Origin of the sequence: Massilia pinisoli (assembly GCF_024753285.1) — a bacterium.
GTDB classification, from domain to species: Bacteria; Pseudomonadota; Gammaproteobacteria; order Burkholderiales; family Burkholderiaceae_D; genus Telluria; species Telluria pinisoli.
The window spans coordinates 241,356-257,342 of record NZ_JANUGW010000005.1 but is presented as its reverse complement, the minus strand read 5'-3'; the positions used below and the strand labels follow the sequence as shown (position 1 = coordinate 257,342).

Sequence of the window (15,987 nt, the reverse complement as noted above, 5' to 3'; positions counted from 1 at the left end):
CGTTGCGATCAGCGTCGATCCGGCACGGGCTTGGCGCGGCGCCGGCCCGCGCGCACGCGCACGCGGCGCCACACAAGATAGCCGCAGATGCCTGCCACGGCAAAGGGAATCGTCGATGCGACGAAGGTGATGAGCATCGCCACGCCATGCAGGAAGTCGTCGCCGAAATCGTCGACGGCCCGCTTGATTCCGCTGGCCTGGCTGGCCGTCGCATGTTCGCGTATCTCGACCGTCAGCAGTTCGGTGTCCACGCGCCGGCGCAGCTGCGCCTGCGCCGTGGCCGCGTTGTCGATCTCGCTCTGCACCTCGGCCAGTGCGCGGTGCAGCTTGATCAAAGGAGGACTCGACCTGCTCAGGCAATCGGCAGGTTAGAGCGGGCTTGGCAAAATTGATCGTGCAGCTCTTGCACTGCGCGCGCGGCGGGTGCGCTGACGCCACTGCCGATCGACTCGATAAATTGGCACGCGGCAAACCCAGCGGCCCTACGGTCGTAGCGTTCGAGCCACGCGCGGCGCTGCGGTAGCCGCTCGGACGAAACCGGCCAGACCCCTGGCCGCGGCGTGAGCCTGTCCTCAATGCCGATGCGCCATGGTTTCGCGGACACGCGTGCCCTGAAGCAGTGCTGGTTCAAACACATGGCCACGTACACAGGATCCGTACCCAGTTCGCGGAAGCATTCGGCCACCTCGGCTTCCCGCGGATCAAACAGGCGATGCGTTGCGAGCAGGCGCAACCCGGCCGGCGTCCGATAGACATGGACAAACCAGTCGGAACGTTTACTCATGAAGCGCTGAACATTCGCGCGTGCGATTGTCTCTGGTCCGCCTGCGACCCAGACCATCATTCGCCGGATGAGGTTCGCCATGGGGGAAGCAAGCAAAAGAATCAGCAGCGCGCCAATCACACCCGTTATCCAGAACATACCGCGGTTCTGGCCGGGCGCCGCTAACAGAAACATTGCACCTGCATCGACTGCGAGCAGGAACAGCGCGGTGGCCCGCACCATGCGTGGGCTAGGAGCGTCAGGGAAATCGATATCGGCAAATAGCACTCCTGGCGTATTCAGGCACCGCGCACCGTACGAATTGCGGGTGATGACGGTTTCGTCGAAGCGGGCGATGACTTCCTCCCGGATCGGAAGTCCGTTGCCACCGTTGTACGGAACTTTGCGCTCGCGTCGAGGTAGCGTTTCGCCTGAGATAGCGCGTGCAAGCGCTTCGTCGACGCGCGCTTGCGCGTTGCCTTGCGCGTCCTCCATACTTGCGTCAGACCAGCCGAAACGCCTGATTGTGATCTGCTTCCCTTTACGGCGATATTGAGCCCTCGCTTCGGCCCAAAAACTTGGGACGATCATCATTCGCTGGCCAGTCCCATTGCTTGTAGATTGGATGTCATTTGGTAAGTCGTCATATCACCAGCCCCGTCAAAGCGCAGTGCACGCCCGTTGTTGCTAGTGAATTTTCGTTAACCGAAAATCTCCCATCTCCTCACTAAACCCGAGACCAAACGCGCGATAGGTACCAAAAATGGTGTCATCGTCAAGCTTGCCGCTCAAGAACGCATAGTCATCACATATTCTCGTCCGACCGATCGTGATGTTGCCGTTTTCGATTTCGTACGCGAGCGGTTCCGTCAATGGGAAGAATTTTTGATCGTTCACAGTCGTTGCCTCAACGACAGCGATCTTCCAATGACCTGCCATGCAGGACCTGGTTTCGGGTTCCTCCGTAAGCCGAACCGTGCCTTCGGCCTTCAACTGATGTTTCGAGTCCATGACGCGCAGTTGCCAACGCGTTCCGGAGACTTGTGCATGGCCGGTAAGCAGTACGCAAGCCATGGCGATACCGGCGCAGAACTTGCTAAGAGTAGCAATAGGCATTGGACTCATCGGGTGGCTGAACTCATATGTAAATAAATGCGATTAGTGAATAGAGGGCGCTCAGCTGCGACTGCTGGAACCGGTGGAAATGAAATGTGAGTCAAGTCGCAGCTCCACATTAATCGAGTAAAACAAACTCCACTTATTGCGGTGTCATCGCAGATGCGTAGGCTTCAATATCAGGGATCAAGCGTTCGAGCATGAGCTGGGCAAGCTTTTCCCTCGCTTCGGCGCCGTTCGTGTTCATCTTTGTCCAGAGCGAATCTTTCTCCGACGATACGATGTGGTAGTGCTGGCGGAACGGCTGTTTCCCGCCGGTGATCGACATCGTGATATCCAACGTGTATTCCACGAAGTCACTCTTCAGCACCGCGCGGTCGATGTTAACCGCGGCAACGATGTCGGTCCTTTCGTCGGCGTCAGTCGTCGCCGACTTGACGACGCCTAACCGTACGAGCTCCTTGCGCAGCGATTGCGAAAACTCCTGCTGATCCTTGACGTCGAAGGGCGATTGCCCCGAATTCTTCGTCATCGCAATAAAGGTCCCGCCCGCAGGCATCAGGTACGTGCTGTTGCTATCTCCCAGTCCGCTGGAAGTCATGACGATTCTGGCGGTCTTGTCAGTCCTGACGCTCGCCGTGCCCTTGTATGTGAGGTTGTCGATTGGTATCGGTGTGACGCATGCGGCGAGCAGGGTGGCGACAGTGATGAAACCTAAAAGTCGAGTTATTCTTGTCATTTGGACGCTATATCAATGAATGGAAGGGCAAGTTTTTGGTTGTTCCAGAAGACTGCACATCAGCAGCCCCACTACTTGGCGGCAGCTGCCTTCGCCACCAGCGCATCCATGATCTGCAACGTCGCGCCAAGAACCTGCGGTTCGCTCGTCGCCCGCACTGCGGCTTGCGCCATCGCCGGGCTGGTCTGGTATTTCCCGTCGATGACGACGGTCGGGACGGATTCCACTTTGTATTCGGCGACGGTTTGCGGAAGACGGCGCAGCTTGGTTTGAACGCCGAACGAGTTCCAGGCGTCGAGGAATTTGGCGCGGTCGATGCCGTTCTTGCTCACCCAGTCGATGATCGCGTCATCCTTGTTGAGGCGCAGCCGATCGACGTGGAATGCCTTGAAAACTTTCGGCTGCATCTCTTCCGATTTACCGAGCGCCTCCAGCGTGAGGAATAAACGCGCTTCCGGATCGTTCGGGCCGCTGTACGGGTAATGCACTCTGCGGAACTTGATCTTGTTACCCTGCTGTTTCACCCACCGTTCGAGGTCCGGCTCGAACGCGTTGCAATGGGGGCAGTGGTACATGAAGAATTCGATGACCTCGACTTTTTTCCCGGCGGTCTGCACCGGTTGCGGCGTATTCAGCGTAATGTACTCGATGACGCCTTGTTGAGGCGCAGTCGGAGATGCGATGGCGGCGCTGGCGCACAGCAAGGCCGCGACCAGGGCGAAAAACGGTAGACGCATGGCGGATCAGAAGTGGGTGATGAAAACATCGAGATCGAACCATGCGCTGGCAAATGGTCCGAGGCCAGCGTAGATGTTATCACTTTGATTCGGCCGGGAAACTATCTAATAGTCACTGGGCCGGAGAGAACCACTTCGATGAGACGGCAGAGGCATGGAGCTTATCCCAGTAGGGTGGGCGCCCTGTGCCCGCCATGCATGATCGCGACGCATACGGTTGGTGGGCGGAGGCAATGCCCCCGGCATTACCTCCCCGCCCACCCTACTGATTTTATTGATCGGCTGGTGTGCCGGCCTGGTCCGGATGCCTGGCTTCCCACCCGGCCAGCGCCTGCTTGTAATTCTCCAGCAGCATCTGATAGACGTCGAAGATGCAGTTCGGGCAGCCGGAGCCGCAGCAATCCTCGAGCGCCGGTTCGATGGGCGGCAGCGGGCGCGGGTCGGGGTCGGGTGTGGTGGATGGTACGGGATCGGACATGCGCGCAGCATACCCATTCGCGCCGCGAAAGTCGAGGCGCGCCCGTCCCGGCGGTCAGCCGTTCAGTTCATAGCTGCGCAGCACGAACACCATCTTGCCGTGCTCCTTCGCGCAGACACCTTCCATGACTTCCCCTTCGCCCAGGCGCCACGTGAGGGCGCTGCCGGCCGGCTTGCTCGCGCACGCCGCGTGCGCTCCGGCCGGGATCGGCGGCAGTTTCGGTGGCGGAGGCGGCGCGGGCACTGCCGGCATGGCGGGCATGGCGGGGAGGGCAGGCAGCGCGGGCGGCACGCCTGCCTCGGCGCTGTCCATCGGGGGCGGCGCGGGAGGTGCCGGCGGTGCGGGTGGGGCCGGTGGTGCCGGCGGGGCGGGCGGCGGCGGGCACTTGTCCGTGTACTTCTCGCAGTGGATGCGCACCTGCACGCGCGCGTCGCGGTCGTGGTCGTCCGTCGTCGTCTGCGCCAGCGCGGGCGCCACGGCGGCACCCAGCAGGATGCCGAAAATGGCAGTCTTCATGTCGTTCTCCTCGTCGCGGCCCGCGCCACGCGGCGGGCCATGCGTGCATCGTGCATCCCGATTGTGGAGAAAAAATGAAGGCCGCGCGTCAGAGGTCGAAGCGGTAGCCGAGGCCGTAGATCGCGTGGATCGCCTCGACACCCGGCAGCACGGCATCGAGCTTGCGCCGGAGGTTCTTGACGTGGCTGTCGATGGCGCGGTCCGTCACGTCGAGGCTCGCGTTGCCCTCGCGCGCGAGGTCGAGCAGCTGCGCGCGCGAGAACACCTGGCCGGGACGGCGCGCCAGCGCGGCCAGGATGCCGTATTCCGTCGGCGTCAGGTCGAGCGGCTTGCCGTGGACGGCGATGCGGCGCGCGGCCGCGTCGATCGCGACGGCAGGCACTTGCGGGGCGGCTTGGCCCGCGCGGCGCAGGATCGCCTTGACGCGCGCGATGAGTTCGCGCGGGCTGAAGGGCTTGCACAGGTAGTCGTCCGCGCCCGCGTCGAGCCCCAGCAGGCGGTCGATTTCTTCCACGCGCGCCGTCACCATCACGATGGGCAGCGCGGCCAGCACAGGGTCGGCATCGGCGCGCAACGCGCGGCACAGCGACAGGCCGTCGAGGCCCGGCAGCATCAGGTCGAGCACGACGAGCGCGGGCGGGTGCTGGCGCAGCGCGGCCAGCGCGGCGGCACCGTCGCCGTGCACGTCGGCCGTGTAGCCGGCCGCGCGCGCGTAGTCGGCCACGAGCGCGGCCAGTTCCGGTTCGTCCTCGACGATGGCGATGCGTGCGCTCATGTCGCGTCTCCTTCCAGCGGCAGCGCGATCGTGGCGCGCAGGCCGCCCTGCGGCGCGTGCGCGAAGGCGAGCGTGCCGCCTTGCGCTTCCAGCAGGCGGCGGCTCAGCGCGAGTCCGAGCCCGGCGCCGCCGTGCGCGCGGCTGCGCGATGCGTCGACGCGGTAGAAGCGTTCGCCCAGGTGCGCGAGCGCGGCGTCCGGCACGCCCGGCGCGCCGTCGTCCAGGTGTACGAGGAGGCGATCGCCGTCCGCGTGCGCGTGCAGGCACACGCGGCCGCCGGGCGCCGTGTAGCGCAGGCTGTTTTCGAGCAGGTTGTCGAGCACTTGCCGCATGCGATCGGGATCCGCGCGCACCGAGGCTGCCGCGGGCGCGTCGCCGATGTCGAGCACCAGGCCGGCCTGCGCGAACCGTTCCGCGAAACCTTGCGCCTCGGCGCGGGCGAGCGTCCACAGGTCGACCGGTACGGGCTTGCAATCGAGCGCGCCGACGTCGGCGCGGGCCAGCACGTACAGCTCGTCGATCAGCTTGTTCAGCGCGAGTACCTGGCGCAGCATCGCGTCGAGCGTGTCCGGCGTGGCGCTGCGCACGCCGTCCTGCAGCGCTTCCAACTGGGCGCGCAACACCGCGAGCGGCGTGCGCAGTTCGTGCGACGTGTCCGCGACCCATTGGCGGCGCGCCGCTTCCGCGCCGGCCAGGCGGCCCGCCAGCGCGTTGAAGTGGCGCGCGAGGTCGCCCAGTTCGTCGCTGCGGCCGGCGTCCAGGCGCAGGTCGAACCGGTCTTCGGCCAACGCGCGGCTGCCCGCGGCCAGTTGCCGGATCGGGCTGCGGAAGTGGCGCGCCAGCAGCACGGCGGCGACGGCGCTGAGCAGCACGGCAAGCGCCACGATCTGCCACAGGCTGCTGGTGAGCTGGCGCAGGAACGCGTAGGCCAGCGCGTCGCTCGGCCGGGCACTGCGGGCGACGGCAAGATAGCCGACCGTGCGGCCACCGACGTCGAGCGCGCGCCGGGCCAGCACGGCGTCCGGGCCGGGACGGCGGCCGGCAAGCCAGACGCCGTGCGCGTCGAGCAGCGAAATGCGGCGCGCCAGCGGCAGCGGGGCGGGATCGACGTCGGGCTCGGGGGGCGTGGGCGGCGCCGCGGCGACGTCCGGACCGGGCAGCGGCGGCAACGGCGGCGGTGCGGGCGGCGCAGGTGGCGCGGGCGGGGCCGGTGGCGCGGGCGGAGCGGCCGACGCGAGGGGGACGGGCGACGCCGGGACCCCGTCCGCGCGCTGGCGCTGCAGGCGCGCGAGCTCCTGCGCGATCCAGTCGGCGCGGGCGTCGTCCGGGATGAACTCCCAGCCGCCGCGGGCGCGGTATTGGCGCGCGAGCGCGTTGGACAGGTCTTCCAGTCGGTCCAGTTCGATGCCGACAGCATACTCGCCGAAGCCGGCCAGCACGTTCTGGCGCAGCAGGAACACGGCGGCGGCTGCCACGGCGAGGATCGCGAGCAGGACGGATGCGAACAGGCGGTGGCCGATCGAGAGTTTCATGAGAGCAGATTGACAGTCGTCATGTCATTCTAGGATATTTCGTGTGGTAAATACGACGTGGTAGCGCTGCCTACGGGAAATGGCTGGACAGGGTATTGATTTTGCCGAATGATGATATGTGTCCAAAATGCAGTTATATTTTCCACGAATTAAGTCGTTGGTCGAACTAATAAGGTAAAACCGGGAGACAAGCATGTTGAATTGGTTGAGGGCGACGTTCGTACCGTCCGCCTCGGCATTCGCGCCCACGGGCAGGTCGGGCATGACGGCACGGGTGCGCAGCCTCGTGCTGAATGCGCGCGACGGCAGCATCCGCACGGCGATCAACGCGGCGCGCCTGCGCAAGGAAGTCGACCAGTCGCTGGACAAGGCAAAGGCCCAGTACGAGGCGTCGCGCGAGCTGGCCGCGTCGGCGCGCGAGGTGACGACGCTGTCGGCCAACGTCAAGGCAGGCACGGACGAGATCGCGGGCACGGCGGACCGCAACCTTGCCGTCGCGCGCGCGTCGATGGACGAATTGCAGCGCCTGGAAGCGCGCATGCGCGCCATCGAGGAAAAAGTGGATGGCTTCGCGCGCACCGTCGGGCAGCTGGACCACCACGCGCGCTCGATCAGCGAATTCGGCGGCATCATCCAGCGCATCGCCAACCAGACGAACCTCCTGGCCATCAACGCGGCGATCGAGGCGGCGCGCGCGGGCACGGCGGGCCGCGGGTTCGCCGTCGTGGCGGCCGAAGTGCGCCGGCTGTCGCAACTGGTGAACGAAGAGACGTCGAAGATCGCTGGTGTCAACAGCGAGATGCTCGCGCTGGTGGAGTCGACGACGGGCGCCACCCACGCCATCCTCGAAGGCGTGAACGTCTCCGCGCGCGAGGTCGGGCAGGCGGCCGGCCACTTCAAGACCTTCGTCGCCGACTTCGAGCGCATGACGGGCACCGTCAACGAGATGGCCGTGGCGATGCAATCGCTGGACAGCATCAGCCAATCCATCGGCCGCCAGGTGGGCGACATGGCGGCGAATGCGTCCGAGACGGGCAAGGCGATGGCCGACGCATCGCGCCGCGTCGACGAGGTGCGCGCGACGACCGAGGAAATGCAGGGCGTGCTGGCCGAGTTCCGCACGGGCGGCACGCCGTTCGACGGCCTCGTGGAGGCGACGACGCAGCTGCGCGGCGCCGTCAGCCGCTGTCTCGACGGGCATCTGGCGCGCGGCGTCGACATCTTCGACCAGGCATACCGGCGCATCGAGGGGTCCGACCCGCCGCGCTTCACGACGGGCTATGACCGCGCCGTGGAGAGCGACCTGCAGGCGCTGTACGACCGCGTGCTGAAAGACCTGCCGGGTTGCGCGTACGCGCTGGCCGTCGACACGCGCGGCTATGCGCCGACCCACAACAGCAAGTTCTCGCAGGCGCCGACGGGGCGCCGCGAGCACGATCTCGTCTATTGCCGCAACAAGCGCATCTTCGACGACCCGGTCGGCGCGAAGCTGGCCGCGAACCGGAAGCCGTTCCTGTTCCAGACCTATCTGCGCGATACCGGGGAGGTGATCAACGACCTGTCGATGCCGCTCGAGATCGGTGGCCGGCATTGGGGCGCGGTGCGCGTCGGGTTCGATTCGTCGAAGTTGTAACCCCGGGCGCGCCGTAGATTCAACCGGAGTTGGACGCGTGGACGGGGGACCCGTCCACCTTACGGGCATGGCGCGGGTAGGGTGGACGGCTTGGCCATCCACGCGTTCAACGATCGGGTGCGGGCGTTACATCAGAACTTGTAGTTGTACGCCAAGCCAATCAACTGCATACGCGTCTTCCACGTCCCGCGCGTCGTCTCGCCGTTACCGGTGCAAGTCGTCATCGTCGGGTTGCAGTTGTTCGTGTAGTTGCCGCTCGCGTCGTTGAAGTGCAGCCAGCTGTAGGCGAGATCCAGTGACGAGGCCGGGGTCAGCTTCCAGTTCGCGCCGAACGACAGTTGCAGGCGGTCGGCGTCCGGCAGCGCGGCGTGGCGCAGCGTGTCGCCCTGGATCGGTGCGTCGTCGTGGGCGATGCCCGCGCGCAGCACGGTCGTGTCGTTCAGCTGGTAGTTCGCGCCGAGCGCCACGCGCACGGTGTTCTTCCACTGCTGGCGGATGACGAGGTCGCCCACGCCGGCGCCGACGAACTGGATGTTGATGTCCTGCAGGCGCGAGTTGCGCGTCCACGTCACGTCGGCCATGCCCGCCCATTTCGGATCGAACTGATGGAACGCGTTGATCGACAGCGTCTCGGGCGTGCTCACGTCCACGCGCGACGCCGAGTTGGCGTGGTGCGAGGCGCCTTGCAGCACCTTGTTGACGACGGCGTCACTCGTGACCGTCGAGAAGTCCCACACGGCGCCGCCTTTCAGCTCGTGCTTGATCGACGAGCGGTACGCGATGCCGAAGCGCGTGTTCGCGTCGGGCGAGTACAGGTAGCCCACGTTGAAGCCATAGCCCCAGTCCTTGCCGTCCACGCCCGCGTGCGCGTCGCCCGCCGTCGCCAGCGCGGCCGGGTTGCCGCCCAGCGCCATGATCTGGCCGACCAGTGCGGCGCCTGCACCCGCGACCTTCGCGGCGGCGATGGAGCCCGGCACGTCCACGGCCTGGCCCAGGCTCGCCTTCATGTATTCGATGTCGATGCCGAAGCCGAAGCTGTGCTGCTCGGAGAGCTTGAACGCCACCGACGGGTTGATGTTCACGGATTCCAGCTTGATGTTCGTGAGCGAGTAGCGGCCCGACCAGTTGTTGTCGTAATCGAGCTTGGTGCCGTACGGGACGAACACGCCCACGCCGGCCGTCCACTGGCCGTCGATCTTCTGGCTGTAGTACAGCGACGGGCCGGCGACGACGCCCGGCGCGTAGGAGTCTTGCGACGTCTTGCCGCCCGTGGAGGTACCGGTGAAGCGGGTCGAGCCGCCGTCCTGGAACGTCGAATGCGGCACGACGGCCGTGATGCCGCCCATGATCTGGCGGCCGTCCAGGCGCGACAGGCCGGCCGGGTTGGCGAAGATGGTGGATGCGTCGGCTGCTTCCGCGCCGTTGGCCTCCGCCGTGCCCTGTGCGGACACGCTCTGGGAGCCGAAGCGGTAGCCGGAGGCGGTCGCGTCGAGCGACGTGCCGAAGGCCAGGGCGACGAGCAGGGTCAGGTGTTTCTTGTTCATCAGGTCTCGCTCCAAATAATGATTCTCGGTCCGCCCCCCGGGTCCGAAGCTGGCCGGGGTCGGCGGGTGCCGAAGCATACACTATTTGGCACGACCGTTCTATTTCTGTTGTATCACCGACACGTGCGGCGGGACGCGCCGGCTCAGGAGCGCAACAGGCGCAGATCGATCTGGTGCGCCATCACGCGGTAGCCTTCCTCGTTCGGGTGCAGGTGGTCGCCGCTGTCGTACGCCGGGTTCAGGTGCGTCGGGTCGGACGGGGCGCGCATGGCCGCGTCGAAGTCGATGACGGCATCGAACACGGCGGATGTGCGGATCCATGCGTTGATGGCCTGGCGCTGGCGCTCGACGTCGTCGGAATAAAAGCGCTTGGCGCCGGCCAGTGGCATCAGGGTGCCGGCCCAGATGCGCACGCCGCGCGCGTGCGCGCGTGCCGCCAGCGCGCGCAGGCCGGCTTCGAGCTGTTCGACCGTCACGTGCTGGGCCGGATCGGTCAGCAGGTTCGTGGCCGTGAAGTCGTTCAGGCCAGCGTGCACGAGAATCCAGCGCACGCCAGGCTTGTCGAGACCGTCGCGGTCGAACCGCGCGACTGCGCTCGGGCCGATGTACGGGTCGGCGCCGTCGTGCAGGATCCGGTTCCCCGCGATGCCGCCGTTGGCGATGCCGATGCCGGCGAGTGCGGGATCGAGCTGCAGCCGGGCGGCCAGTGCGTCGGGCCAGCGCGCGTCGTGGTCGGTGCCCGCGCCGACGCCGTCCGCGATCGAGTCGCCGACGATCGCCAAGGTGCGGGCCGGGCGCGGACCCTCGACCTCGACGTCGCTGAGGAAGTAGCGGCTGTCGTCCGTGGCGGCCGAGGGGAGGTCGGCGGCGGCCGTCGCGTCGCCCGGCACCTTCATGTACACCGTCTGCAGCGCGAAGCCGTGGATCGTCGAGACCTCGACCTTCCGCGGCACGTACAGGCTGACGGCGAGCGGCTGCAGCGCGCCGACGGGCAGGGCGGCAGGGTCGCTCAGTGCGCTGGCGCCGGGCGCGATCGTGACGGTGGCCTTGCCGCCGAACGTCAGCGCGCGGTCGCTGCCGGGCGCCACGCGCGCGCCGCCGGCGGACAGGGCGACGTGCGCCGCGCCGATCACCAGCGGCTGCGTGCCGAACAGGTTCGAGAGGCGGATGCGCACGCGCGTGCCGCTCGTTGCCGTGCGGACGACCTGGCGCAGCGTCTGCGCGTCCAGCGCCGGTCCGGTGGAATCGGGCGCGGTGGCCCAGGCCGTGCGCCAGCCGTCGTGAGGCGCCGCGGTGGCCGCACCGAGGAAGGAGAGGAACAGCAGGGCGGTCAATACGCGTTTTAGCATGGCGGGAAACACCGGAGTGAACGAGGTACCGCATGCTCACATTCTGTTGTCGCCGCATCAACTATTACATGTGCTAGCCCGGCGCGGCGCGGACGCCCATTGACGGGTTGCCATCCTCTCTTTAGCATCGGGACGCGTTTGCCTCATCCCCGGCCACTATCCCCACACCAAAAAGGAGACGTTCCATGCCCAGTCCACGTGCGCTGCCCCTGTTGATGTTAGCGTTATCGCCCATGTTCGCCGCGGCCCCGGCGAGCGCCGGCAGCGGTCCCGTCGTCGCCATCGACACCGGCAAGGTGCAGGGCGCCGTCGCGGGCGGCGTGGCCAGCTGGAAGGGCATCCCGTTCGCCGCGCCGCCCGTGGGCGCGCTGCGCTGGCGCGCGCCGCAGCCGGCCGCGGCGTGGTCCGGCGTGCGCCAGGCGCAGGCATACGGCAACGACTGCATGCAACTGCCTTTCCCCAGCGACGCGGCGCCACTCGGCACGCCGCCGGCCGAGGACTGCCTGTACGTGAACGTGTGGCGTCCGGCGGCCGTGCGCGCGACGCAGAAGCTGCCCGTGATCGTGTGGATCTACGGCGGCGGCTTCGTCAACGGCGGTTCGTCGCCGCCGACCTACGCGGGTGCCGCGCTGGCAAAGCAGGGCGTCGTGCTGGTCAGCTTCAATTACCGCCTGGGCCGCTTCGGCTTCTTCGCGCATCCGCAGTTGACGCAACAGGCAAACGGCGCCGGCGAGCCACTGGGAAACTACGGTTACATGGACCAGCTGGCGGCCCTGCGCTGGGTGAAGCGCAACGTGGCGGCGTTCGGCGGCGATGCGGCCAACGTGACGATCATCGGCGAATCGGCGGGCGGCATGTCCGTCAATGCGCTGCTCACGTCGCCGCAGGCGCAGGGCTTGTTCGCGAAGGCCGTCGTGCTGTCCGGCGGCGACGGCAAGTCGCCCGACCCGGGCCTGGCGGCCGTCGAACGGATCGGCGCCAACTTCGCGGCGGCGAAGGGCATCGCCGCGGACGACCCGCACGCGCTCGACAAGCTGCGCGCGTTGCCGGCCGACGAGGTCGTGGACGGCATGAACCTGGCCAACCGCGCGCCGCAGGACCCGGCCACGTATTTCGGTCCGTTCGCCGATGGCAAGGTGGCCGTCGACTCGGGCGCCGCGTTCGCGTCCGGGCGGTTCATCAAAGTGCCCGTGATGATCGGCGCGACGAGCGCGGACATCGGCGGCAAGACCGGTTTCATGGTCGCGGGCGCGCGCAGCCTGGCCGGACGCCTCGCCGCGCAGGGCGTGCCCGTGTACGCCTACCGCTTCTCGTACGTGGCCGACAGCATCGGCAAGCCTGGCGCGCAGCACGCCAGCGACATCCCGTATTTCTTCGCCACGGTGGACGTCAAGTACGGCGCCGAGGCCACGAAGAAGGACGTCGCCATGGGCCGGACGATGAGCGCCTACCTCGTGAACTTCGCGAAGAAGGGCGATCCGAACGGCGGCGGCCTGGCGGCATGGCCGCGCTATGCGGGCGACAAGGATGTCATCATGGATTTCGCCGCGGACGGCAAGCCCGGCGCGCTGCGCGACCCGTGGGGCGCGGAGATCGACGCGACGACGGTGGCCGCCGCCGGGCGCTGAAGGCGGGGATGTTCAAACGATAACGATCGCCATCCGGCGGGGCTGTCCGGCCCCGTCACGTTGTTGTTGACAAATTGAATAAAAACGTTGGAAACCCCGAAAAACACGGCCTGAGGCCTGTCGCTTCGCACTCCTTGCGTTACAATACCGTGCGCAATTGGGCAGGTCGGCCGCATTGATTTGCCTGCAAAGTCCTTCCCCCACAACTTGATATGTAGTAAGTGCGATCCGCTAACCGGTCAGGCCGTGTCGCGGAAGGTTAGATTAACCCGCCCTAAAATCGCGAAACGCGAAGAAAGGTGAGCAAGAATGATGCAACAATATAACGCCAACTCGTACCTGTTCGGCGGTAATGCGCCGTACGTGGAAGAGTTGTACGAAGCGTACCTGAACAATCCGGGTTCCGTGCCGGACAACTGGCGCGCCTATTTCGACGCGATGCAGCACATGCCCGCCGTCGACGGTACCGCCAAGCCGGACGTGGATCACTCGTCCGTGATCGCTTCGTTCGCCGAACGCGCCAAGCAGGGCCCGATCCGCACCGTGACCGCGTCGCCGGACGCTGAGCTCGGCCGCAAGCGCGTCGCCGTGACCCAACTGATCGCCGCCTACCGCTACCTCGGTTCGCGCTGGGCCAACCTCGACCCGCTGCAGCGCCAGGAGCGTCCGCCGATCCCGGAACTGGAACCGTCGTTCTACGGTTTCACCGAAGCCGACCTGGACACCAAGTTCAACGTCAGCAACACGTACTTCGGCCAGGAGACCGCCTCGCTGCGCGACCTGCTGAACATGTTGCGCGACACTTATTGCCGTTCCATCGGCGCAGAATTCATGTACGTCAGCGATCCGACCGAGAAGCGCTGGCTGCAGGAGAAGCTCGAGTCGATCCGCTCGACCCCGACCTTCACCGCTGAAAAGAAAAAACACATCCTCGAGCGCCTGACCGCGGCCGAAGGCCTGGAGCGCTACCTCCACACCAAGTACGTCGGCGCCAAGCGCTTCTCGCTGGAAGGCGGCGAATCGTTCATCGCCTCGATGGACGAAGTGATCCGCCGCGCCGGCGAGCAGGGCGTGCAGGAAATCGTCATCGGCATGGCCCACCGCGGCCGCCTGAACGTCCTGGTCAACACGCTGGGCAAGGCCCCGTCCGAGCTGTTCGAGGAATTCGAAGGCAAGCACGCCGACGACCTGCCGTCGGGCGACGTGAAATACCACCAGGGCTTCTCGAGCGACATCTCGACCCCGGGCGGCCCCGTCCACCTGTCGCTGGCGTTCAACCCGTCGCACCTGGAAATCGTCAACCCGGTCGTCGAAGGCTCGGTCAAGGCGCGCATGGAGCGCCGCGGCGACCGCAAGGGCAAGGAAGTCCTGCCGATCCTCGTGCACGGCGACGCGGCCTTCGCCGGCCAGGGCGTCGTCATGGAGACGCTGAACCTGGCGCAGACCCGCGGCTACGGCACGGGCGGCACGGTCCACCTGGTCATCAACAACCAGATCGGCTTCACGACGTCCGACCCGCGCGACGCGCGCTCGACCCTGTATTGCACCGACGTCGTCAAGATGATCGAGGCGCCTGTGCTGCACGTGAACGCGGACGATCCGGAAGCCGTCGTGCTGGCCTCGCAGATCGCGATGGACTACCGCACCGAGTTCCATAAAGACGTCGTCGTCGACATCATCTGCTACCGCAAGCTGGGCCACAACGAGCAGGACACGCCGGCCCTGACCCAGCCGCTGATGTACAAGAAGATCGCCAAGCACCCGGGCACCCGCAAGATGTACGCGGACAAGCTGGCCGCACAGGGCACCATCGCCGCCGACGGTGGCGACCAGCTCGTGGCCGACTACCGCGCCGCGATGGACGCCGGCAAGCACACGGTCGACCCGGTCCTGACCGACTTCAAGAACAAGTACGCCGTCGACTGGGCGCCGTTCCTGAACAAGAAGTGGACGGACGCCGCCGACACCGCCGTGCCGCTGACCGAGCTGAAACGCCTGGCCCAGCGCATCACGACCGTGCCGGAAAACTTCAAGCTGCACTCGCTCGTCGAGAAAGTGCTGGCCGACCGCGCCAACATGGGCAAGGGCGAGGTGAACCTCGACTGGGGCATGGGCGAACATCTCGCCTACGCGTCGCTGCTGGCATCCGGCTACGCCGTGCGCCTGTCGGGCCAGGACGCCGGCCGCGGCACGTTCGTGCACCGCCACGCCGTGCTGCACGACCAGAACCGCGAGCGCTGGGACCAGGGCATCTACCTCCCGCTGGCCAACGTGTCGGACAACCAGGCCAACTTCACCGTCATCGACTCCGTGCTGTCGGAAGAAGCGGTGCTGGGCTTCGAATACGGCTACTCGACCGCCGAGCCGAACACGCTGACGATCTGGGAAGGCCAGTTCGGCGACTTCGTGAACGGTGCGCAGGTCGTGATCGACCAGTTCATCGCGTCGGGCGAAGTGAAGTGGGGCCGCGCGTCGGGTCTCGTCATGATGCTGCCGCACGGCTACGAAGGCCAGGGTCCGGAGCACTCGTCGGCCCGCATCGAGCGCTTCCTGCAGCTGTCCGCCGACCACAACATGCAAGTCGTGCAGCCGACGACGGCCGCGCAGATCTTCCACCTGCTGCGTCGCCAGATGGTGCGCCAGTTCCGCAAGCCGCTCGTCATCTTCACGCCGAAGTCGCTGCTGCGTAACAAGGACGCCGGCTCGCCGCTGACCGACCTGGCCAAGGGCGGCTTCCAGACCGTCATCGGCGAACTGGACGACAAGATCGACGCCAACAAGGTCAAGCGCGTGATCGTCTGCTCGGGCAAGGTCTACTACGACCTCGTCAACGCACGCAAGACGCGCGGCACGGCCGACACGGCCATCATCCGTATCGAGCAGCTGTATCCGTTCCCGCACAAGGCGTTCTCGGCCGAACTGAAGAAGTTCCCGAACGCGACGGAAGTGGTATGGGCGCAGGACGAGCCGCAGAACCAGGGTCCGTGGTTCCAGATCCAGCACAACGTGTTCGAAAGCATGGAAACCGGTCAGCGCCTGGCATATGCCGGCCGTCCGGCTTCCGCGTCGCCTGCCGTCGGCTACACCGACAAGCACGTGGCGCAGCAGAAGGAACTGCTGGAAACCGCGTTCTCGAAACTCAAGGGTTTCGTCCTGACCAAATAAGCAGCGCTCATT

At 66.3% G+C, this 15,987-nt stretch carries 14 protein-coding genes; 3 read left to right on the top strand and 11 right to left on the bottom strand.

Annotation, left to right across the window (positions count from 1 at the left end):
• Positions 1-8: 8 nt before the first annotated feature.
• The 9 genes from NX784_RS09355 to NX784_RS09315 form a co-directional block, all read right to left on the bottom strand.
• Complete coding sequence (locus NX784_RS09355) at positions 9-335, bottom strand: DUF4349 domain-containing protein (RefSeq protein WP_258816373.1); 327 nt, start codon at positions 333-335, stop codon at positions 9-11.
• A 17-nt stretch (positions 336-352) separates the two neighbouring features.
• Complete coding sequence (locus NX784_RS09350) at positions 353-1,357, bottom strand: hypothetical protein (protein WP_258816372.1); 1,005 nt, start codon at positions 1,355-1,357, stop codon at positions 353-355.
• 93 nt (positions 1,358-1,450) lie between these two features.
• On the bottom strand, positions 1,451-1,879 hold the full coding sequence (locus tag NX784_RS09345) for a hypothetical protein (protein WP_258816371.1): 429 nt from the start codon (positions 1,877-1,879) through the stop codon (positions 1,451-1,453).
• Positions 1,880-2,021: 142 nt separating this feature from the next.
• Positions 2,022-2,480 carry a hypothetical protein gene (locus NX784_RS09340; protein WP_258816370.1) on the bottom strand — a complete coding sequence of 153 codons (459 nt, stop codon included), beginning with the start codon at positions 2,478-2,480 and terminating at the stop codon, positions 2,022-2,024.
• Between the two features lie 209 nt (positions 2,481-2,689).
• Positions 2,690-3,355 carry a thiol:disulfide interchange protein DsbA/DsbL gene (locus NX784_RS09335; RefSeq protein WP_258816369.1) on the bottom strand — a complete coding sequence of 222 codons (666 nt, stop codon included), beginning with the start codon at positions 3,353-3,355 and terminating at the stop codon, positions 2,690-2,692.
• A gap of 271 nt (positions 3,356-3,626) precedes the next feature.
• Positions 3,627-3,833, bottom strand: a complete 207-nt coding sequence (locus NX784_RS09330) for an oxidoreductase-like domain-containing protein (RefSeq protein WP_258816368.1) — start codon at positions 3,831-3,833, stop codon at positions 3,627-3,629.
• A gap of 54 nt (positions 3,834-3,887) precedes the next feature.
• Positions 3,888-4,349, bottom strand: a complete 462-nt coding sequence (locus NX784_RS09325; protein WP_258816367.1) for a hypothetical protein — start codon at positions 4,347-4,349, stop codon at positions 3,888-3,890.
• An 88-nt stretch (positions 4,350-4,437) separates the two neighbouring features.
• Positions 4,438-5,124 carry a response regulator gene (locus tag NX784_RS09320; RefSeq protein ID WP_258816366.1) on the bottom strand — a complete coding sequence of 229 codons (687 nt, stop codon included), beginning with the start codon at positions 5,122-5,124 and terminating at the stop codon, positions 4,438-4,440.
• Positions 5,121-6,656: an ATP-binding protein gene (locus NX784_RS09315; RefSeq protein ID WP_258816365.1), complete on the bottom strand. Its 1,536-nt coding sequence runs from the start codon at positions 6,654-6,656 to the stop codon at positions 5,121-5,123. Before NX784_RS09315 ends, NX784_RS09320 begins: the two co-directional genes overlap by 4 nt.
• Before the next feature lie 193 nt (positions 6,657-6,849).
• On the opposite strand from NX784_RS09315, the gene NX784_RS09310 reads away from it, so the two are divergent.
• Entirely contained in the window at positions 6,850-8,289 is a 1,440-nt protein-coding gene (locus NX784_RS09310; protein WP_258816364.1) for a methyl-accepting chemotaxis protein, read from the top strand.
• Positions 8,290-8,420: 131 nt separating this feature from the next.
• Here the strand turns inward: NX784_RS09310 and NX784_RS09305 are convergent, their stop codons facing one another.
• Complete coding sequence (locus tag NX784_RS09305; protein ID WP_258816363.1) at positions 8,421-9,833, bottom strand: OmpP1/FadL family transporter; 1,413 nt, start codon at positions 9,831-9,833, stop codon at positions 8,421-8,423.
• 143 nt (positions 9,834-9,976) lie between these two features.
• Positions 9,977-11,182 (bottom strand): SGNH/GDSL hydrolase family protein, encoded by a 1,206-nt coding sequence (locus NX784_RS09300; RefSeq protein WP_258816362.1) that lies wholly within the window; start codon positions 11,180-11,182, stop codon positions 9,977-9,979.
• 185 nt (positions 11,183-11,367) lie between these two features.
• On the opposite strand from NX784_RS09300, the gene NX784_RS09295 reads away from it, so the two are divergent.
• Entirely contained in the window at positions 11,368-12,810 is a 1,443-nt protein-coding gene (locus NX784_RS09295; protein WP_258816361.1) for a carboxylesterase/lipase family protein, read from the top strand.
• A 309-nt stretch (positions 12,811-13,119) separates the two neighbouring features.
• Entirely contained in the window at positions 13,120-15,975 is a 2,856-nt protein-coding gene (locus tag NX784_RS09290; RefSeq protein WP_258816360.1) for a 2-oxoglutarate dehydrogenase E1 component, read from the top strand.
• Positions 15,976-15,987: the final 12 nt, after the last annotated feature.